This window comes from Catalinimonas alkaloidigena (assembly GCF_029504655.1).
GTDB lineage: Bacteria > Bacteroidota > Bacteroidia > Cytophagales > Cyclobacteriaceae > Catalinimonas > Catalinimonas alkaloidigena.
The window spans coordinates 4,424,266-4,444,450 of the sequence record NZ_JAQFIL010000001.1 but is presented as its reverse complement, the minus strand read 5'-3'; the positions used below and the strand labels follow the sequence as shown (position 1 = coordinate 4,444,450).

Annotated in this window: 18 protein-coding genes and 1 pseudogene; 7 read left to right on the top strand and 12 right to left on the bottom strand. The window is 42.4% G+C overall.

What is annotated here, in order from left to right; all coding sequences use genetic code 11:
* Positions 1 to 238: 238 nt before the first annotated feature.
* Complete coding sequence (gene hemG, locus OKW21_RS18050; RefSeq protein ID WP_277481740.1) at positions 239 to 1,630, top strand: protoporphyrinogen oxidase; 1,392 nt, start codon at positions 239 to 241, stop codon at positions 1,628 to 1,630.
* 82 nt (positions 1,631 to 1,712) lie between these two features.
* Here hemG and OKW21_RS18045 read toward each other — a convergent pair whose 3' ends face one another.
* Both OKW21_RS18045 and OKW21_RS18040 read right to left on the bottom strand, forming a co-directional pair.
* A complete protein-coding gene (locus tag OKW21_RS18045) occupies positions 1,713 to 2,705 on the bottom strand; it encodes an aldo/keto reductase (RefSeq protein WP_277481739.1) in 993 nt (330 codons plus the stop codon).
* A gap of 61 nt (positions 2,706 to 2,766) precedes the next feature.
* Positions 2,767 to 3,336 carry a LytR/AlgR family response regulator transcription factor gene (locus OKW21_RS18040; RefSeq protein ID WP_277481738.1) on the bottom strand — a complete coding sequence of 190 codons (570 nt, stop codon included), beginning with the start codon at positions 3,334 to 3,336 and terminating at the stop codon, positions 2,767 to 2,769.
* Between the two features lie 170 nt (positions 3,337 to 3,506).
* Between OKW21_RS18040 and OKW21_RS18035 the strand changes: the two genes are divergently transcribed.
* A complete protein-coding gene (locus tag OKW21_RS18035; RefSeq protein ID WP_277481737.1) occupies positions 3,507 to 4,337 on the top strand; it encodes a ZIP family metal transporter in 831 nt (276 codons plus the stop codon).
* A 2-nt stretch (positions 4,338 to 4,339) separates the two neighbouring features.
* Here OKW21_RS18035 and OKW21_RS18030 read toward each other — a convergent pair whose 3' ends face one another.
* Positions 4,340 to 5,386 (bottom strand): glycosyltransferase family 2 protein, encoded by a 1,047-nt coding sequence (locus tag OKW21_RS18030; protein ID WP_277481736.1) that lies wholly within the window; start codon positions 5,384 to 5,386, stop codon positions 4,340 to 4,342.
* Between the two features lie 203 nt (positions 5,387 to 5,589).
* Here OKW21_RS18030 and OKW21_RS18025 point away from each other — a divergent pair, with 203 nt between their 5' ends.
* Complete coding sequence (locus OKW21_RS18025; RefSeq protein ID WP_277481732.1) at positions 5,590 to 5,733, top strand: hypothetical protein; 144 nt, start codon at positions 5,590 to 5,592, stop codon at positions 5,731 to 5,733.
* A gap of 27 nt (positions 5,734 to 5,760) precedes the next feature.
* Positions 5,761 to 6,159 (top strand): carboxymuconolactone decarboxylase family protein, encoded by a 399-nt coding sequence (locus tag OKW21_RS18020; protein WP_277481729.1) that lies wholly within the window; start codon positions 5,761 to 5,763, stop codon positions 6,157 to 6,159.
* A 65-nt stretch (positions 6,160 to 6,224) separates the two neighbouring features.
* Here OKW21_RS18020 and OKW21_RS18015 read toward each other — a convergent pair whose 3' ends face one another.
* From OKW21_RS18015 to OKW21_RS17985, 7 genes are all read right to left on the bottom strand, one after another.
* Positions 6,225 to 7,727: a hypothetical protein gene (locus OKW21_RS18015; RefSeq protein WP_277481726.1), complete on the bottom strand. Its 1,503-nt coding sequence runs from the start codon at positions 7,725 to 7,727 to the stop codon at positions 6,225 to 6,227.
* A 1-nt stretch (position 7,728) separates the two neighbouring features.
* A complete protein-coding gene (locus OKW21_RS18010) occupies positions 7,729 to 8,271 on the bottom strand; it encodes an RNA polymerase sigma factor (protein ID WP_277481724.1) in 543 nt (180 codons plus the stop codon).
* A 196-nt stretch (positions 8,272 to 8,467) separates the two neighbouring features.
* A complete protein-coding gene (locus OKW21_RS18005) occupies positions 8,468 to 8,866 on the bottom strand; it encodes a response regulator (protein ID WP_277481722.1) in 399 nt (132 codons plus the stop codon).
* The gene (locus tag OKW21_RS18000; RefSeq protein ID WP_277481719.1) at positions 8,835 to 11,099 is read right to left on the bottom strand and encodes a PAS domain-containing sensor histidine kinase; all 2,265 of its coding nucleotides are present in this window, start codon (positions 11,097 to 11,099) and stop codon (positions 8,835 to 8,837) included. Before OKW21_RS18000 ends, OKW21_RS18005 begins: the two co-directional genes overlap by 32 nt.
* Before the next feature lie 404 nt (positions 11,100 to 11,503).
* On the bottom strand, positions 11,504 to 12,565 hold the full coding sequence (locus tag OKW21_RS32570) for an N-acetylmuramoyl-L-alanine amidase (protein WP_338130068.1): 1,062 nt from the start codon (positions 12,563 to 12,565) through the stop codon (positions 11,504 to 11,506).
* A gap of 33 nt (positions 12,566 to 12,598) precedes the next feature.
* Positions 12,599 to 13,300: an outer membrane beta-barrel protein gene (locus tag OKW21_RS17990; protein WP_277481717.1), complete on the bottom strand. Its 702-nt coding sequence runs from the start codon at positions 13,298 to 13,300 to the stop codon at positions 12,599 to 12,601.
* A gap of 83 nt (positions 13,301 to 13,383) precedes the next feature.
* The gene (locus OKW21_RS17985) at positions 13,384 to 14,370 is read right to left on the bottom strand and encodes a carbohydrate-binding domain-containing protein (protein ID WP_277481714.1); all 987 of its coding nucleotides are present in this window, start codon (positions 14,368 to 14,370) and stop codon (positions 13,384 to 13,386) included.
* A gap of 260 nt (positions 14,371 to 14,630) precedes the next feature.
* On the opposite strand from OKW21_RS17985, the gene OKW21_RS17980 reads away from it, so the two are divergent.
* The 3 genes from OKW21_RS17980 (at position 14,631) to OKW21_RS17970 (ending at position 17,728) form a co-directional block, all read left to right on the top strand.
* Positions 14,631 to 15,812: a sulfite oxidase gene (locus OKW21_RS17980; protein WP_277487734.1), complete on the top strand. Its 1,182-nt coding sequence runs from the start codon at positions 14,631 to 14,633 to the stop codon at positions 15,810 to 15,812.
* A gap of 11 nt (positions 15,813 to 15,823) precedes the next feature.
* Positions 15,824 to 16,237: a cytochrome C gene (locus OKW21_RS17975; RefSeq protein WP_277481711.1), complete on the top strand. Its 414-nt coding sequence runs from the start codon at positions 15,824 to 15,826 to the stop codon at positions 16,235 to 16,237.
* Between the two features lie 93 nt (positions 16,238 to 16,330).
* The gene (locus OKW21_RS17970) at positions 16,331 to 17,728 is read left to right on the top strand and encodes a lytic transglycosylase domain-containing protein (protein WP_277481710.1); all 1,398 of its coding nucleotides are present in this window, start codon (positions 16,331 to 16,333) and stop codon (positions 17,726 to 17,728) included.
* Here OKW21_RS17970 and OKW21_RS17965 read toward each other — a convergent pair.
* Both OKW21_RS17965 and OKW21_RS17960 read right to left on the bottom strand, forming a co-directional pair.
* Positions 17,725 to 18,862, bottom strand: a pseudogene (locus tag OKW21_RS17965) (prolipoprotein diacylglyceryl transferase). The gene OKW21_RS17970 and the pseudogene OKW21_RS17965 overlap by 4 nt on opposite strands.
* Positions 18,863 to 18,966: 104 nt before the next feature.
* Entirely contained in the window at positions 18,967 to 19,878 is a 912-nt protein-coding gene (locus OKW21_RS17960) for a purple acid phosphatase family protein (RefSeq protein ID WP_277481707.1), read from the bottom strand.
* Between the last annotated feature and the right edge of the window lie 307 nt (positions 19,879 to 20,185).

Genomic DNA, 20,185 nt, shown 5'->3' with positions numbered 1-20,185 from the left:
AGGTGTGCTTAAATTAAGCATTTTTATGGATTAGTAGACCTACCTATGCTATAAATGATAGAAAAAATTTGCTTTGTTATATCTGATGTTATCTATGCTTAAACAAGACATGGCTCCATATTATTATTTTTATACTGACCAATCAGGAAAGCGCTAATTTGTAGCGATGAAAAGACTAAGGTAAATATTGATTTGTTTTGAATTACTTTTATAGTATTACCGGAAAGAAAATTTGATCATGGCAAAAAATAAGATAGTCATTTTAGGAGCGGGAATCACAGGCTTGACCACCGCATATTGGCTGAGAAAGGCAGGCATAGAAGTAGAGATAGTAGAAGCCCGGTCCGAAGCAGGCGGTTCCATGCAGTCTGAGCGAAAAGATGGGTTTTTAATTGATTATGGCCCTACTAGTGGTTTGGATACTACACCTCTCATTGGTCGCCTTGTAGAAGAATTGGGCTTACAGCCCCAGTTGATTTTTGCTAATCAGGAAGCCAAGAAACGTTACATCCTCAAAAACAAACGACTGATATCCCTTCCTACCGGTCCACTGTCGTTTTTGGGTACCGATCTGTTTCCTGCTTCAGCCAAACTACGCTTACTGAAAGAACCTTTTGTAAAGAAAACAGATCCTACAGAAGACATCAGTATTGCTGATTTTGTCAGGCATAGGTTGGGAGAAGAATTTTTAACCAATGCGGTTGATCCTTTTATCTCCGGCATTTATGCGGGAAATCCTGAAAAGCTCAGTGTCAAATCAGCCATGCCCAGGTTGTACGCATTGGAAGAAAAGTACGGAAGTCTGATCAAAGGGGCGATCGCAGGGGCGAGGGAGAGAAAAAAAAGCGGCGAAACGTCTAAGCAAAGTGCCCAACAGTTTTCATTTAAAGAAGGGATGCAGACCTTGCCACGGGCGCTGGCAGCTAGCATGAATGACAGTATACAGTATGACAGTGTGGTGGAAAAAATTGAGCAGAATGAAAAAGGCTTTCGCTTAAATATCAAGCAAAACAATGAGGTAAGGGTATTAGAATCAGAGTTTGTATTATCTACTATTCCTGCCCACCGTTTGTCCAAGACGATTCAAATGATGGACGAGTCTCTCGCTCAGCATCTGGAAGCAATACATTATCCCCCGGTAATGGTGCTTTACCTGGCTTTTCGCCGTTCTGCCATACGACAGCCTCTGGATGGCTTTGGCTTTTTGATCCCGGGGCAGGAGAGAAGACCGTTTCTCGGTGCGATCTGGAGTTCAGTCATATTTGAAAATCGGGCTGAGGATGAATATGCTACCTTCACACTTTTTGTGGGGGGGGCACGTAAGCCTGATTTGCTTAAAGATGATCTGGAAGCCAAGAAAAAAGAAGTGATTAAAGAGTTTAAGCAGCTGATGATGATTGCTGAGCCTGATGATCCGGTTTTGATGGAGAGCAAAGTGTGGCCCAGAGCGATTCCTCAATATAACATAGGCCATGCATTGCATGAGGCTTATTTTCAGCAGTTTGAAGAGACACATCCCGGCTTCTTTATAGGAGGTAACTTTCGTGGAGGTATATCAGTGAGTGATTGTATCAAAAGTTCAGATAGGCTTAGTCAGCAGATTCTGGAATTTGTCAGGAACCGGAGCTGAAATTCATCAGCATACGATTCCTCACCAATAAGTGCTTTCAGGAAATATCCGGTGAATGAATCCTATGCTGAATGGGTAGTGCTTAGCCATGCTGCTGCATCTGCTGTAAAACCTGTTGGAACTTACTTTCAAAAAGAGAAGAGATAAAGTTTCTGTCTTCTGAAGAAAGTCTTACGATTCCATGCGTGTTTTTCTCAGCCTGTTCGGGTGTTTTGATTCCCGGAATCACAGTAGACACCTCTTCAAAACTTAGGATAAAACTCATGCTTAGCTCAGTCTTGCTGACACCGTACTTCTCACATAGCGGCCATACTTCTTCCAATGCGTCCAGTGAAGTTTCCAGAATCTCAGGAGTCAGGCGAAAGTGGCGATGGTCATTGGTCTCAAAGCGAGTTGCTTTAGAAAATTTACCGGTCAGCAGGCCAAACTGAAGCGGCATACGGGCAATAATTCCCATTCCCTGTTGTTTCGCTTTTTCAAAAATACGGACTGCCTGTTGGTTAATCATATTAAAAACCAACTGAAACCCACTACCGATTTGGTTTTCCAACATGTATTCAGCTTCAGGCTCAGGAGCATAAGTATTTAGGCTCAGGCCCCAGTAGCGAATTTTTCCTTCCTGTTTCAATTGCTCCAAGGCTTGCAGGCATTCACCTTGCTCCAGGTCAGCTTTTTTGGCGCTATGTAATTGGTAATAGTCAATAGTATCTCGCTTGAGCCGTCGGAGGCTATCTTCGCAGGCTTTCAGGATGTATTGCCTGGAATAATCTACAAATATGGATTGGTCGTTGGCCAAACGATGACCTACTTTGCTGGCCACGATAATATCCTGGCGGTTACCGAATACATTTCCTATCAACTCCTCAGAATGGCCTAAGCCATAAAAGTCAGCCGTATCATAAAAGTTGATACCCAGTTCAAAAGCTTTTTGCAGTGCTTTAACAGAAGTCTCATCCTGCACATCGCCCCAGCCGATAGGAATATCACCAGCCATAGCCGGTCCACCGATGCCCCAGGCACCAAAACCTACCTCACTCACTTTTAAGTCTGTATTTCCAAAAGTTCTGTATTCCATGAAAAAAATAGTTTTAAAGATTAAAAAATTCGCTTTCAAGATACAACAATGTGAGGCAGCTTTACAAAGCCGTCATCTTTCTTACTACCTGTCCATAGGACTGACTTACATGTATTTTCTTGTTTTTTTGGTCTTCCAGGGTGATGGTATGCTTGCCCTCTTTTCCTCTCTCTATGCTTTGCACGTAATCTTCATTGATGATAGAAGAACGGTGTACGCGTACAAACTGAGGGGGAAGTTTTTCTTCTAATGCGGACAGCGTATGCTCCACCAGGTATTCTTTGGCTTCGTCTGTGTAGGCATAGACATAATTATTACGTGCATAGAAAGAGGCAATTTTATCCAGTGAGAGCAGTAAAATTTTATCTCCTGATTGTACGGCGATCTTAAGAATAGACTGACTGGATTGTTGATCTAGCGTGATGGCCTGTTCGTTCTTTTGGGTTTGTAAATAGCGAAACCCAAAGTAAATAATGAATATGCCTAGCACAATAGGCATAGAGTTTATCAGAAACTGATAGATCATTGCATATAAAGCTATGGTATCTACACTTATTAATTCAAAGAATAAATGCAGGGGTAGCAAACTGGCGGCGATGATAATAAAAAGGCGGGTTCGTGTTATTTTCATGCTAGTAAATTACCGTTATGGTGCATTATTTTCAAGTATTACATGTGAAGCAGCACTTATCAAAGGTGAGTGGGTATCTATTCATGGTGAATAGTATTCAGGTTTATCGGGGGCAAAGATTAGCTAATAAATTTGTTCCAACATCTTATAGCATTCCAGGGTTACCCCATATGTTTGAATCTATAAAAACCTGGATAGAAACATTACAGCCGATTACACAAGCATTAGTAGCTACCGGCTTTACCTGGTTGATGACAGCACTGGGGGCCAGCCTTGTCTTCTTCTTCAAGCGCATCAATCAGAAATTTATGGATGGCATGCTGGGCTTTGCCGCAGGTGTCATGATCGCGGCCAGCTACTGGTCATTACTTGCCCCCGGCATTGAGATGGCCGAAAAACAAGGTGACGTAGCCAGTTGGGTTCCCGCTGCCGTAGGCTTTCTTTTAGGAGGGGCCTTTTTGTTTGGCATTGACAAAATATTGCCACACCTGCACCTGGGCTTCCCTACAGAAGAAGCTGAAGGAATGAAAACCCAATGGCACCGCAGCATTTTATTGGTATTGGCCATCACCTTACACAATATCCCGGAAGGTTTGGCGGTAGGCGTAGCCTTTGGCGCTATAGCTTCGGATGTATCCTCTACCGCGACCCTGGCTAGTGCCATGATATTGGGATTAGGTATCGGCATTCAAAATTTTCCGGAAGGTATTTCAGTTTCAGTGCCACTAAGACGAGAGGGGCTTAGCCGAAGGAAAAGCTTTTGGTACGGTCAGCTTTCCGGCTTGGTAGAGCCTATGGCCGGGGTGTTAGGTGCGGCTGCTGTCTTATTTTTTCGCCCAATCCTACCTTATGCCCTTTCTTTTGCGGCAGGAGCCATGATTTTTGTAGTGGTTGAGGAATTGATTCCTGAATCTCAGTACCATAAAAATACCGACATAGCGACTGTGGGGGTCATGCTTGGCTTTACCATTATGATGATTTTGGATGTTGCTTTGGGCTGATTTCAGCCGATCAGTAAAAAATGTTTGCCTTCCTGATAACCTTTTTGCTGGAGGTAATCTTTAATTTTCTCTCTTTGTCCGCGCTTGCTGACATAAGATAAAATAAAGTAACTACCCGGAACTGCTATATCCAGATAATGGATACAAGGTTTAGCAGTGGTTTTATCAGATATGATATCAATATAGGCGGTAATCTCTATGCCATTTTTTTCCAGAAGGCTTGCCCTTTGCCTGCTTTTCCGTCCGCCACCCCAGACTACTACTTTGGGATGGAAGGGATTGTATTTTTGTAACCACTTCACTAAGTATGCTGTTTTGATACGGTAAAAGGCCTCAGTCTTATAGCGTGCATCTTTACGGGTAAGCCTGTTTTCACTATCCCGCCAGTAAAGTAATACCTCAGGAAGTTTGTAGAATCGTACGCCTGCTTCCATCCAGCGGAGCCACAATTCAAAATCTTCAGGAAAACTGCCTTCACGATAACTATCCAATTGAGTAAGCAGGGACTTCCTGAACATCACAGTGGGATGAATAATAGGCGAATCTATAAAGCGGTTCAGAAACATGTCTTCGTGCGAAACCAGTGCATTAGCCCAATTTACATAAGTCATTATCCCCTCTGATTTCTCGCTTTCACCACAGCTGACCTGACAGGCTACTACATCAACCGAAGGGTTCTGTTTCAGATATTGGTATTGGCGCAGAAGTCTTTCAGGGTAAGCGATATCATCGGCATCCATACGGGCAATGTATTTACAAGTAGCTTGTGCCAGGCCGGTATGCAATGCATGGACTATGCCTACATGATATTCCGTGATATATCGTATGCGTTCATCTTTTTGGGCAAAATCTTTGGCAGTTGTAGTGCTTTGATCGGAAGAGTTGTTATCAATAAGTAGTAGTTCAAAATCAGTGTGTGTTTGGTGTAAAATGCTCTCAACTGACTCTCTCAGGGATAGCTCAGCATTTCTGAAAGGCAGTATGACAGATACTGAAGGTGCTAAAGTTGGCATAATACGAACATAAGTAGTAATACGGGGTATTTTCAAATAAAACAAGCTGAAAGATTTTGCCGGAGGATCAGGGTAGTCTTCAAGCCATTGCCTACCAGTTTGAGCTGACTTTGTCCTTTCAGTTAGTATTGTTTAATCATGGACTTTGTCTTTTGGCAGACACAATTTGCTCAAAAGCCTGGGAGTGCATCCGTTATCATAACAGTTTTAATCTTAAAAAAATATAATTTTTTCGTTTTATGGAGACTTTGAATAATGTGGATTTTTCTATCAGAACAGTAGATAATGCACCTGATGGCGCAAAATGTTTTTTAGAAGGCGCGGAGGAGCAGATGGGATTTGTGCCTAATATGTACGGCGTAATGGCCAATTCACCGGCTTAACTGGATACTTACCTACATGGATATAAATTGTTTCGTGGGAAAACAAACTTCTCAGCGGTAGAGCAGGAAGTCATATTGCTGTCTATCAGTTATGAAAATAGCTGTCACTATTGCATGGCTGCGCATAGCATCATTGCTGATACGATGTCTAAAGTACCGGAAGAAATAACCAATGCCATTAGAGATGGTAAAGTAATACAGGAAGATAAACTCAATGCATTGAGCAAATTTGCCCGTACCATGGTAGAAAAAAGAGGGTGGCCGGCAGAAGAAGATGTTTCGGCATTTTTAGATGCTGGTTATGAGCAGGACGATATTCTGAATATTGTATTGGCCATCAGTGTCAAAACTATCAGTAATTACAGTAACCATCTGGCTCAGACTCCGGTAGATAAAGCGTTTGCTTCCCGGGAGTGGAAAAAGTAATGGTTGATATATTTTAGTCTGAATAGTTTAGAAGCCTGAAGTGAAACATTTCAGGCTTCTTTTTTTTATCTGAAATTATAGCGCAGACCAAAATCTACCCCAAAGGCATTGGGCTGACTGCTAAAGTTGTTTCCGTTTTCAGTGAGTGCGCTGAGGGAAAAGTTATAGTTAGGGGATACCGATACAGCGTAGTTACTGGCTATCAAGTAGTTTACACCACCACTCACTACACCACTATAGTAAACCGGACGGTAAGGACTGTTCGTATTTGCGCTAATGTTTACAGTACTGAGCTGTCCACTCTCATCAGAAAGCCGGTTATTCAGGAAAAAATTAGCGGCCACACCTGAACTCAAGTTAAAATGTATACGCTCAAAGCCCAGATTATAACCCAGCTTAAGCGGAACGGATAGGAACGCGAAAGAATTAGTAAGCTCAAGCTCCTGTTGTGAAAATTGAGTTCGACGACTAAAGGCTGCTTCCGCCTGCGCATTGCTAGCCAGCAAAGGAATACGCTGACCCTGCGCGTAATCTTCAGCTATCCAGCTGGTTCGGGTGCTGGTATTCATGCGTCCGTAGTCCAGCCCACTTTCCAGGCTTATATGTTCGGTCAACATTACCCCTACATCTACGCCATAGGAAAGTGATAGCCGGGGCTTATTTTCCAGCCCACTGTTCGCAGGAGAACTACGCGTGCCCAGTGTACTGAAGCCCTGGTCAAGGTTATAAACATTATAATTCTCATCGGCGGCAGGACTGAGGCCATGGGCAAAAGCACTATTAGCCCCTGAGCTGAAATTAGGGTCAAAATAATTGGTCGCCAGATTCAGCCCGGCAAAGAATTCAGGCTTTTGCTTGGCACCCTTGTCATCTACGATTACCTGTGGCACGCTGTAGAGTCTGACAACATCTTTAGTCCAGTCACTGACTTCTATCTCAGTAAGCTCAGGCCCCATGGAAGATATTGAGGATAAAGCCAATACATTGCTCAAATCATGATGCCCAAAAGCACCTGGGGTGAGACGTGCGTTATCCTTATGGGTCAAGGCTAAGTTTTCAGGGGAGAGAGCCTGAGTTGGACCAGCGCCAATACCTTGTTTGTGACTCACAGAGATGTCCGCTTTAGCCTGCTCAGAGCTTTGCCCTGCCTCTTCCGTCTCATTCCTGTTTTCCTGTGCCAGTGAGTTGTTCAATGTGCTTTGCGACGCTCTATCAGGTAATTGTTGCTCATTAACATGCTCTGGCGCTTCATTATTATTTTCCAATGCCAAGCCATCATTAGCTTTCTGCTCGGGAGCCTGTCCCTGCTGCTGCGTTGCTGATTGATTAGCGAGTTCCTGCTCACTTTTGCCCATGTTATTTTGCAAGACATAGTAGCCCAGTGCAAGTAAACATACAATACAAGCAGCCGCTACAGCACGATAAAAAATAAAACCTTTACGGTACTTACCATTCTCCTGCATGGTAAGCTGATTATCAATATTCTTCCACAAATTAGCAGAGGGTAAGATTTCAGCATCTTCAAATGCGTCCCTCCACTGATCTTCAAAATCTGACCTTTTTTCCATATTAGCCATGTTTCACCTCCCCTGTTTCCGTAATCATGTCTTTGATCAATGATTTGGCGCGTGCATACTGTGATTTTGATGTGCCTTCACTGATGTTTAGCATTTCAGCAATTTCTTTGTGTTTGTAACCCTCAACAGCATACAGGTTAAATATTACCTGGCACCCCTGGGGTAACGACTGTAATATCTTCAGTAAGTCTTTGTAGTTATGGTTAGATATTGTTAGGTCATCATCACCGATATCATGCATATCTTCAATATCAAAATGTGGATAAAGATAAACGCTCTTACGATGGTAGTTTAAGGCTGTGTTGATGACAATACGCTTGATCCAGTAGCCTAGAGAAGATTCTTTGCGGAAAGACTCAATATTGTTGAAAACTTTAATAAATGCCTCCTGCAATATGTCTTCAGCATCTTCACGGCTTTTGCAATAGCGCATACATACGGAGAGCATCCGTCCGGAAAATTGATCATACAATTCTTTCTGCATTGCCCGTTCTCCTTTGATACATCCGGAGACAAGCGCTTTTTCATCATGCATGCTAAACTATAGTTCCAGGCTTAGGTTGATACTTTTGCTTTGTTGCTTATCTTTTCTTTAGACACTCAATGGGTAAAAAGGGTTGGAAAGCAGCCTGTAATTTAAGCGCTAATAGAGAGAGAATATAAAAAAGATTAGTGGGAAAGAGCGAGTCTGCCAAAAAAAAATGTACACTAAGGCTTTAGCGTCAAAGCACTTATGGGTTTTTATCAATCAGACTTATCAATGCTTCTTCTGTGATCGGTTTAATAATGTAGTCTGATACATCAGCATAATCTTTAACCTTGTTGACATCTTCAGGGTCTACAGACGAAGAAACCATATAAATAGTGATTTCTTTTGTTTTTGGTTTGATTTTCACAAACTCATCAAGAAACTGCCAACCGTCCATAACAGGCATATTGATATCTAATAGAATGACATCGGGTATTCCTTCTCCTTGTTCAATGACGGGCTTTAGGTATTTGATGGCTTCCTTACCGTTTTTGAAAACCAATGTGTTTTCACAGAAGTCTACTATTTTCATCAACTTCTTTACGCCATATACATAAATAGTATCGTCGTCAATGATGCACGCAAGCTTTATTTTTTTCATAGCAAAAATATATTCTAAAGGTTGTTCCAATATTAATAGTGCTTTCTACGCTTACTTTGCCCCCCATGGCTTCTATCTGGTTTTTTGTGATAAAAAGCCCTACGCCCCGGGCATCCTGATGCTCATGGAAGGTCTTATATAGGCCAAAAAGTTTTGCTCCGTACTTATCCAGATCTATTCCTCTGCCATTGTCGGCAATAGAAAGTATGAGATAATCATCTTGTTTTTCTGTCCAGATTTTTATGTGAGGTTTACGTTTAGGGTGCCTGTATTTCAGTGCGTTACTCAAAAAGTTTAACAGTACGCTGTCAAGATAAGCTGAGTTAAAGATGATTTCTGTCTCTTCATCTACGCTTACCACAATCTCTCCATCAGTTTTCCGTAAATCCGCACTCAGGGTATTGATCGTCTTGTCAAGAAAATGCTTCAGGTTCAGTGACTCTTTTTGTCCGTCAACATCCGTTTGAATACGCACCACTTCTGTCAGGTAGGTGATGGTTTCAGAAAGAGAAGAGGAAATACCGGTAATATTTTCCAGTAAAATCTTTTTCTCTTCCTCATCGGTTTCCATGCTCAGAAACTTCAGCATCATTTCCAGGTTGCCCGTATGTGACCTTAAGTTATGCGAAACAATATGCGCAAAATTGATAAGCCTGTCATTCTGTTCTTTTACAAGACTGACGGATTCTTCAAGTTGCTTATAGGCTTTTTTAAGCTCAGAAATATCTTGTATCTGTGAGACAAAATGTAAAGGATTACCCTCTCCGTCTTTTACCAGAGAAACAGCCAACAAACCCCAGACAATACCGCCGTTTTTATGAAAATACCGCTTCTCCATTTGGTAAGAGCTTATTTCATTGTCGAGCATTTGCTGTACGTAGCTGAGGTCAATATCAAGGTCATCAGGATGCGTGATATCCTGAAAGGTTTTTTGCAGTAATTCCTCTTCAGTGTAGCCAAGCATATCGCAGACTTGCTTGTTCACTTGTAACCACTTTCCTTCCGTTGAGACCAGTGCCATACCAATAGCTGCATGCGTAAAGGTTTGTCTAAACTGTTCCTCGCTTCGTGTTAGCTTGAGGGTTGATTTTTTTTGCTCATCGATATCCTGAAAAATACCATACAGCCTTCTGCACTTCATATTTTCAAAATCGGGAATTCCGATGGCCCTTACCCATATCAGGTTATTTTTAGCGGTAAGAATTTGAAGTTCAAGGTCAAAAGGAAGGCCCTCATTGATGGCTTTTTTTACCGCATCAGTAATTTTATCACGCTGCTCACCTTCCGGATAAAACAAGATGGCAGTTTCCATATCGGGCTGGTAATGCGCATCTACTTCATGAATTTTACGAGTTCCCTCATTCCATATAGGCCTGTTCTTCTTAAAGTCAATTTCCCAGGTTCCAATTTTAGCTACCTGATTGGCTTTGCCTAATAGGTATTTGTACTTTTCTAGTTGGGCCTCATTGTTTTTTCGTTCGGTAATTTCCTGATGAGAGCCAGCCATCCACAGAGGTTTACCATCTAGGGTCCAGCTAATTACTTTGCCTCTATCCAGGACCCACACCCAATGCCCATTTTTATGCAGCATTCTGCATTCACACTCGTAAAAATCTGTTTTGCCGACGAAGTGATCTTCCAGTAATTCTCCCGAGCGCTTTAGATCATCAGGATGAGTATGTTTAAGCCAGGTCTCAATGGATACAGGTTGAAGTTCCTCAAGGGTGTATCCAATGATTTCTGCCCAACGTTCATTGAAAATTGTGTCTCCTGTTTGAACGTTCCATTCCCACGTGCCGCTATTAGTACCTGCTAAAATACTCTGGAATCTATTATTCTGGGTTTTGAGTTTTTTTTCTGCTGCTTTTTGTAGGGTAATATCAATATAACAGCCAACCATTCTAACAGGCTTGTCATCTTCGTCCCACTCTATTACCCTTCCTGTGCAGACCACCCATACCGTTGAACCATTTTTATGCTTATATCTTACCTCGGACTTATAGGGAATTTTCCCCTTACTTTTTGTATGTCCATGGTAAATTTTTGATACACGCACCAAATCTTCAGGAAAAATAAGTGTTTCCCATGTCTCAGGGCTATTTGGTAACTCATGATCCTCGTAGCCAAGCATGGATTTAAATTGAGGACTCAGGTATTTGGTGTTTTCGGCGATATTCCAATCCCAATATCCTACAAGAGTGTTTTCTAAGATTACTTGCTCTATATTTTCCATAGTGAAAGTAGTTGCGGTATGATTACTTCAGAGAGAGCTCATAGAGAACCCAAAAGTCTATGAGCTCAAAAGTAAATAGCGTCTTTCCAAAGAAAAATTTGATTTATTTTCATTCTTCACATAGGGTTTATTTTGATAGACTTATTAGTTGTGATAATATATAAAGCTGTGGATATAACTAAAAAATGATTTTTATGAATAAAGTTATATTAAAAAATATTTAATAAAATATATTGTTACTTTTCTAATGATTTGATGGTCAAATGGTTATAAAAGCACTATATTTTTTTTTCAATACCCCTACAATCTTACCTCAGATTGCTAAAAAACAAGCCCATGCCAAGATGGTTTACAAAAGCTAGGATAGCTTATCACACTATCTGGTGAATCCGCTGCTAAAAAAGTTAATAAGCGGCTTTGTAATCTACTATAACATCTATATGGCTGACGCTATCCGGGTATACCTGTACCGGATGAATATTACCTTCGCCGTCAAAAAAATTGGCATACAGCCCCTGTTCTTCTTCTATAAGAATAGAATAACTACCGGGAGCTAGAGCTACAGAAAAATATCCGTTTTCATCGCTTGTTACTTTTTCAATCAACGCTTCATTTACTTCAGTAAAGAAACCATTCTGATACACTGCTTCATTACGATCAGTAAGATCATAAATATAGACCGTCCTGGCTATACCTTCTCCCTGCTTTTCAGGTGAAGGAATGTCATCATTTTGGATGTCGGGCATCAGGTTTCCTGCCCGCCAGATGACTTTTCCTTGTATACCCTGTTGGATATTGTCTTGAAGGGGTAGAGACTTTAAGTTTAGGTCACCGAGATCAGCACGCAGCCTGTTCATAAATTCATCTCCCGGATCATCCTTTTCAGTAAGATAATCAGGGTCTTTCTCCAGCCAAAGGGGATGGGTTTTAAATCGCTGGTATTCGTGGTGCCCGATGAGGTAGTCAATGTCATACTTATTTGCCAGGTGCTTGATAAGGTCTTTATTAGCCTGGTACTGCGCTTCGGTCAAGGGATGCTGATCACCATCTCCTACATTTTCAATGCCTATGGCAGTATGGTTAAGGCCAATGACATGGCGGGCAAAAACTGTATCAGGCATGAGCTGGTAAATGGTGCCATCTCTATCAATCAGGTAAGGAACGGACACATTAAGCGCCCCCCCCCCCTTGATACCTGTACGGGATGATGGAAGCTTTGTATTATAAAATGCTTCAAATGAACCTTCAAATGTGGGTATGGCGGTCCAGTGGACCACGATCATACTGGGTTCAATGACAGGCTCTTCTGCCTCAATTCCGTAGTGAGATCTCATGTACTCCAGCGACAATGCTTTTCGCTCTTCATCAAAGATAATGGGCTTATCTACTATATCTAATGATTGACTGCTGGCACAGGAATAATTACAAAATGGCAGTAATAACAATAAAAAATAAGGGATACGCATTATATGAATTGCTAAAATGGATTGAGGTATGAATTAGCGGATTTTCCTGACAAACTTAAAATTAAAATTCAATGAGTATAAGTAGCGGTTTGTTACAGTAAACTTATCTTCCAGTGGAGTAAACATAAGCTTACCGATAGCTTCTAAGCCAATCGCCGATTTGCTGTCGACAGTACCCATAATCCCAATTCCACCTAAAAGGCCAAGGTTATGGAGCTTAGTACTGCTGAGGTAAGGCTCGGAAAGTGTTTTCATCGTTTCCTCACTGATCTCTCCGCTCGTGGTGGAAATGCTATTTTTTTCAGACAGAAGCATGCTGTTATTTATCCCTAACATAGGGTAAAATTCAAGTTGCTCATTCTGGTAAACACTGTAGGTAAGGTAAAAAGGCACTTCCAGGTAGTTCTGGACAAAATCCAGTAGATAACGCCTGCTCAGTAGCGGATCGTCATAGGCAGCAGCCACATGGGTATTGGAAAAGCCTTTTTGAGAATAATATATCCCTGTACCGAGGCTGAGCTTCTCAGTAATATTTTTTCGCATATCTATGCCAAAGTCAAATACGTACATGGGTTCTTCCCCAATCTGTACAGACTGGGCGTAGTCACTTACACCATTGATTTGTCCTATACGATATGAGATACCGGGAGCTACATTAAGCCCCCAGTTAAATTCCTGTGCCCAAAGCCAGGGATGAAAAGAAGATATGAAAACAAACAGTACAAGTTTTTTCATAGACAGACAGTTGAGGTAAAAAAGTACCTACCATAAGATACTATTTTTTTAAAAAAGTCTTACTGCTTATTCATAAATAATGTTTACACAAAGAAGTATGATATAACTGCATACCAAAACTTTAAAGTTTGGTTAAATACATAGGCTCTTTTACCTTTGTTTTTCCACCACTTTATCTCATCGTCATCAAATCTTGAGGAGGAGATAATACCAATCTCAACATTGTCTGGCATCGCCTTTTTGAAAAGCATCCAACTTCGCCTGGCGTGTGCATTCTCAGAAATAAGGTTCATTCGCTTTTCCGGAAAATTGTTTTCTTCCATCCATGCAGCCACAGCCACAGCAGTGGTGTAGGTTCTGTTAAATTCTACATTGGGAGCATCAATGGTATACATAGCTTCAGCGGGTATACCAAGCTCAATCAGATAGTCAGCGGCAGAGCCAGCACGGCTTGTGTAAGCCCTTTCTGTACTTAAGCCATCAATTTTATTCCGGTCAAAGTACACATCGTCGGTACGGTTGGGAACAAAAGTTTGGTCTAAAAACAGGCTGTCAACTATGAGGTTGCGGTCAGCTTTTTGGGCGAAGTCAAAAAAATCATTGGTAAAAGTAATTTTAACCTGCTGTATTGAATCAACCTGCTGAGGAATCGGGAAGGCGTATTTTTTGATCTCGGCGGTAGTGGAGGTCTCACCTAAAGTATCCTCATTGACCATGACCAGCATTTCAGCATATTCTCCACTCACTTTTTTACTGTGTGCCTTGATAAATAGTGAGTCATACTTTGCCCGCTCCCTGATGTTATATACCAGACTTCCGGTAGAATTGATACCGTATTCGTTAGAAAATAAAATGCTGGCTACAATTATTTTTGAGTACTTACCTTCTAAAAAAGTTTGTGCAGCATTTTTTAGCGTAGTATCTGATACCCACCCTTCCACCAGTAAAACTTTAGCGTTCTGCACCGGCTGATCTACTGCTAAAAAACGGTACCAGCTAGGCGCCAGCAATCGTGCAAGTAAGATGAGCGCAAGCAGGAAAATGCTTATAAAAAAAACTTTCTTTAACATATCAATGCAAAATCAAAAAGCATACTACAATGGCTGATCAAGTCATATGCTAAAGATAATTACTGCCTTTTCCTGCAAAAAAAACATTTATTGATAAATTAAGGGCTTAGAAGAATGTAAATATGAAAAATAAAAAAGCGCGCATAGGTTTACATGCGCTATACCGTAAAGACCCACTCGCTGCTGACCGACTGTTATGGGGGAGGGAGTGTGACCCAAAAAGCAGGAGAGGATTTCTAAAAAAAAGTGCACTGGCAGCCATGAGCACAGTGTTAGGAGCCAAAATCGTATATGCCGATCATATGCCGGCAGGGCTTATTCCTGCTGCTTTGACAGAAAATACAGCACCCTTTGCGCTGGAAGGTAAACACCCCGAACTGGTGGTATTAAATGATCGCCCCTGGAATGTGGAAACCCCACCGCATCTGCTGGATGATCCTGTCACTGCTGCAGAAACACTTTTTGTCCGTAATAATGGTATTCCACCCAAGAACATAGACCTTAGCCAATGGACACTGACCATAGAAGGTGAGTCAGCCCAAAAGAAGAAAGTATATACACTAGAAGATTTAAAAAGTAAATTTAAAAATTACACGTATCAGCTGACGATTGAGTGTGGGGGGAATGGCCGTAATGAGTTTAACCCTCCTGCTAAAGGCAATCAGTGGACTACGGGTGCAGTGGGCTGCCCTGAATGGACAGGCGTGAAGCTTAAAGATGTGTTGAAGGATGTGGGAATCAAAGACGATGCCGTCTACATTGGCTACTATGGGCAGGATACGCATCTTAGTAATGATCCTGAAAAAGTAGTGATCTCTAGGGGCGTACCGATGCATAAAGCGCTGGAAGATGAGTCGCTGATTGCCTGGGCACTGAATGGTAAAGATTTACCCCTCATGAACGGCTATCCCCTTCGTCTGGTATTTGGAGGCTGGCCCGCTTCCACCTCAGGCAAGTGGCTGAGCAGAATTGTGATACGCAACCAGGTACATGATGGGCCTAAGATGGGAGGTGATTCCTACCGGGTTCCTTGTAAGCCAGTAGCACCCGGTACAAAAGTGCCGGAAGAAGAAATGTGCATCATAGAATCTATGCCGGTTAAGTCTCTGATTACTTATCCCAAAACCGGAGCACGCATAGATGAGGGGCAGCCGTTGGCTATCCGTGGACATGCCTGGGCAGGTGATCTTTCTGTACAGGCGGTTGACTATTCTATAGACTTTGGTGCAAGTTGGAAATCCTGTAAGCTGCAAGCGCCTAAAAATCGGCTGGCATGGCAACACTGGCAGGCAGAAATTGATTTTCCCGAAAAAGGATACTATGAGGTATGGGCCAGAGCTAAGGACAGCGAAGGAAAAATGCAGCCCATGTTAGTCCCCGGCTGGAATCCTAAAGGTTATCTGAACAATGCATGCCACCGCATTGCGGTTATGGTGGTGTAAAAAGAGAAGTTATGCTTAAAGTAATTAATATTAATTCAGCACTGATTTTTTTTGTTTTATCTGCTGTCTTCAGCTTTTGTCAGTCTCCGGAAAGCGGCAATGCAGAGATGTCGTCAGACTCACTTCAACTTAGTCAGGCAGATAGCATTGACCAGGCTACCGGTCTGGTAGTGGATGAAGCTTTACCCCTGGTGATTGGCAACTGTACCGGCTGCCATTCGGCTAAACTGATCACGCAAAACAGGGCGAGCCGGGAAGGCTGGAAGAGTATGATCGTATGGATGCAGGAAACCCAGAAACTCTGGGACCTGGGTGAAAATGAAGATCAGATTCTGGATTATCTGGCAGAACATTATGCAGCCGAGCAGACGGGGAGACGTAAAAACCTGCAAAATATTCAATGGTATGATCTGGAAACGCAGTAGATAATTCTGTTTTATGGCTTAGGATATCTGAAAAAAAGAATACTTGTAGGATATACATAACATTTTTAGAGATAAAAGCTTTATGTATATGATATGGAAGATAAAAGCACGTATTATTTTTTAAGCCTGAGCTTGGTTTTCATTTTTTTATATTCTTGCTCAGAAGTTAACCGTAGTATTTCTTCAGCAGATATCAGCAAAGATAGTCTCCGTAGAGATGAACCTCAGGCAAATGCTGAGGTGGAAGAAGAACTCACTACTTTTGATACGATTATTTCTATGTTTGCTGAGGCAGACAGTGAAGATAATACCACTCCAATACTTACCGCAAGCTATCTGGATAGCGCTGCCAATAACCTTTTTTACGCGCAGATTGATACGTTGCACCAGAACCCATATGGTTTTGAAGAAAATGAACTGGTAAGTTACCCCGACTCTGTCTACAGGAAGAGGTTTGCTAACATGACTTCAAAAGTGAATCTGGTATTCAATGAACAGGTTGAGAACTTTATAGACCTGTATGGTATCCGAAAAAAAGAGCTTACCGAGCGTATGATCGGCAAAAGTATGCTCTATTTTCCTTTCATAGAGCAAGCGCTCATGGAAAAAGACCTGCCTCAGGAGTTGAAGTACTTAACGATGGTAGAGTCTGCGCTGCATGCCGACGCCCGTTCTAATATGGAAGCTGTTGGTCTATGGCAGATTCGCTATCGTACCGGTAAGTGGCTGGGGCTGGAAATTAATGATTATCTGGATGAAAGAAGAGATCCCTATGCTTCTACCCGAGCCGCGCTCAACTATCTTGACCGCCTGCATGGTATTTACGGAAGCTGGCCTATGGCGTTGGCTGCCTACAACAGTGGGCCTGGAAATGTAAACAAAGCGATTGTCAGGGCAGGAGGCAGCCATGATTTTTGGAGGATCAGAGAGTATCTTCCGGCAGAAACCCGTAGTTATGTGCCAGCCTTCATGGCTTTAGTATACTTGAACCATTATCCCCAAGAACATAATATCAGGCCGGTATTTCCTGAACTCCCTTTTCAGGCAGTAGACACCGTCAGGGTATATCATGAGGTCAATTTTGATGAGCTAGCCGAAAGCCTGGAGATGCAGGAGGATGAACTTGAGTTTCTGAATCCCGCACTCATCAAAAATATAATACCTTCTTCACGAGCAGGCTGGCCACTTGTTTTACCTATGCATAAGATGGCAACCTTTGCAAAGAATAATCAAAGCCTTACTGCCAGCTACCCACTGAAAGATGAAGTCAGGAGTTCTGCGCAGGTACTGAGAGAGGTCGTACCTGCGTCTGATAAACTGAAACTACTTGAGCACAAAGTCGTCCGTGGACAAACCATGGATGGCATCTCCAAACGCTATGGCGTAAGCCTGCGCCAGATTAGAGACTGGAACGCTATGAAAGACAATATCATCCGTAGCGGGCAAACGCTCAAAATCTACGTGCCGGCTTCAAAGCTTGCTAGCTATTAGTGTGCCTGTTTTCTGGATTTACTGTATACCCTTATCAAGAGAATGATACCTGCAAGTATCAGAGGTATACTCAGCCACTGACCCATATTTAGCGGAATCGCATCTTCAAAATCAACCTGATTCTCCTTGAAGTACTCATGAACAAAGCGTAACCCGAACAGTATCACCAGGAAAAGTCCAAGCAACAGGCCTTCCGGTGTTTTTTCGCGCATCCAGCTCCAAAGGAAAAGCAGAAAATAAAAATAATAAAAAAGAAGTCCCTGACTCGTAAAGCTGTGCAGGGTGACGGGGTATTCCATAGGTATGTACCTCAGCCACATAAGCACCGCGGTCTTGGGATAGCGTATAATGAAGCGTGGTGCCGGCGGGTTCGTAGATATGCCGGCGAATGCTTTGGTAATTGGTAAACAGGCTTTTTACCCTGCTATCCAGGTATGAACGAATTTCCTCTTCAGGATAATCGGCATTTCTAAATCTGATGGTAAAAGTGATTGGACGATATTCATCCCCTACAGGTTCAGCTATGACTCTATCTTCATCTTCTGATACCTCTACCTCTTCTACTGCCGGGCTACTACTCAAAAGTGCTTCTTTGGCGTTCCAGGCAAAGATTACCCCGTAATCACTACTCGTGGGGAGACCTTCAATTTCTGAGTTCATGAAGTTGCCGAAGCGGATCAGCGCACCCGTCATGGCTACTACAATCACAATTCTGTCTACCACCCAAAGGAAGCTCTGACCAGGACGAGGCTGCTTTTTGAAGGTACTTTTGGATTTTGAAAAGAAATTGAAACGAATATCGTAATTGCTGTATAGATAAAGTGCGAACAATATACCAAAGGCCGCTCCGTGACTGGCTAGCCCACCTTCCCAGATTTTGAGTATGTCAATAGGGTTAGACAGATAACGGGCAGGTTCATAGAAAAAAACATGACCAAGACGGGCGCCCAAAATGGTAGCAATAACCATAAATACGGTGAGCGTCTCTACATCTGATTCTTTATGACCTTCTGCTTTAAATATTCTAAAAAGAATCTGTTGCGAGATAAGGAACCCACTGGCAAAGAGTAATCCGTACCAGCGAATTGTTAAGCCCCATAAAGTCGCGAGATCAGGGTCTGCTGCCCAAACCATATAATTCATCAATGACATAGCCTGCTAAGTTTGCAGCAAAGATAGTTTTTTTGTCCAAACTGTCACGGAAGAAATGGCAATTTACGGATTGTCGGCTGGCTTGATTATTTCAGGGCTTTGGATAGCGTATTTGTTGCGTGGCTGTGGCTGGTGTCAAAAATAGTCTCCCCCTGACTGTTGATAAAAGCGATGCCCATGTGTTCATGATCAAGATAGATGTAAGCGAAACCCTGGTCAGAGGCACTAAATAAAGTCATATCCTTACGATCAGTTTCTCTTACCTCTGAACCCGCGCCAGAAACGAGATACATAGTATTTCCCTCAGGCTTATGTAGTTGCAGATCATGTTCATGACCACAAAGGTAAGCATCTACGCCATGCTCTTCAAAGAGCGGAAGAAAATGGGTGACCAACTCCTCTGTATCACCATGCATAGGACTGGAAGAGAATACCGGATGGTGACCCACCACAATCTTCCATTGGGCAGTACTTTCAGCCAGCGTTTTTTCAAGCCAGATCAACTGCTCTTCAGGCTTTTGCATCAGCACATCCGGATGGTTTTCTGTCTCCCAGTATTCACCAATCAAAGGAGTCGTATCTGTGAAAATGAAATGCACATCGCTGGATGCATTTACTTTCATCAGCTTACTATAATAGCGTGAGGGCATACACCACCTTGCGCTCTGTTGGGAGTATAAAATTTGTGCCGAAGTGTTGCTTCTGTAATCGTGGTTGCCCAGTATGCTATACCAGGGTATCTGTAAGGAAGGCTGAGTATATACCTTTTCAAAACTACTTTGCCAAAGTGAATCCCGGGTGCTTTCCACCCCGTTTTCATAAAAGTTATCTCCGGTAGAGATTACAAAATCTGTCTGTCTGTGAAAGGCCTGTTTTGCCAATGCATTTGCCGTAGCATATTGCTCAGCAGAGCCTTCTCTCCCCCAATCACCAATGACTAAAAAACCTACGCCTGTATGTTTATCGTTATGCAGAATAATTAAATTTGAATGGAACAAAGTCTTAAGTTAGCAAGAACAGTTCCAGGCTGAAAATAGTTGATGTTAACTTTAAGTTATTTCACAGGACCGTTCAATTGAAAGCTTTTTTTGTCAAAAGCTAACCCTTCAGATTACCGTAGAGCGGGGTGGTAGGAGATAGGGGACAGCCAGGATTCATGCTATTGCCCTGCCATCCTATGTTTGAGCTATCAATCTTTGCCAGCAGCAAACTAAAGTAATGAAGTAAAGCTTGGGTAGAGAGAAGGAGTGTCTTTTTATCATGTATCAGGCTTAGGCTGCATCAATACACCTGAGCATGCGCAGG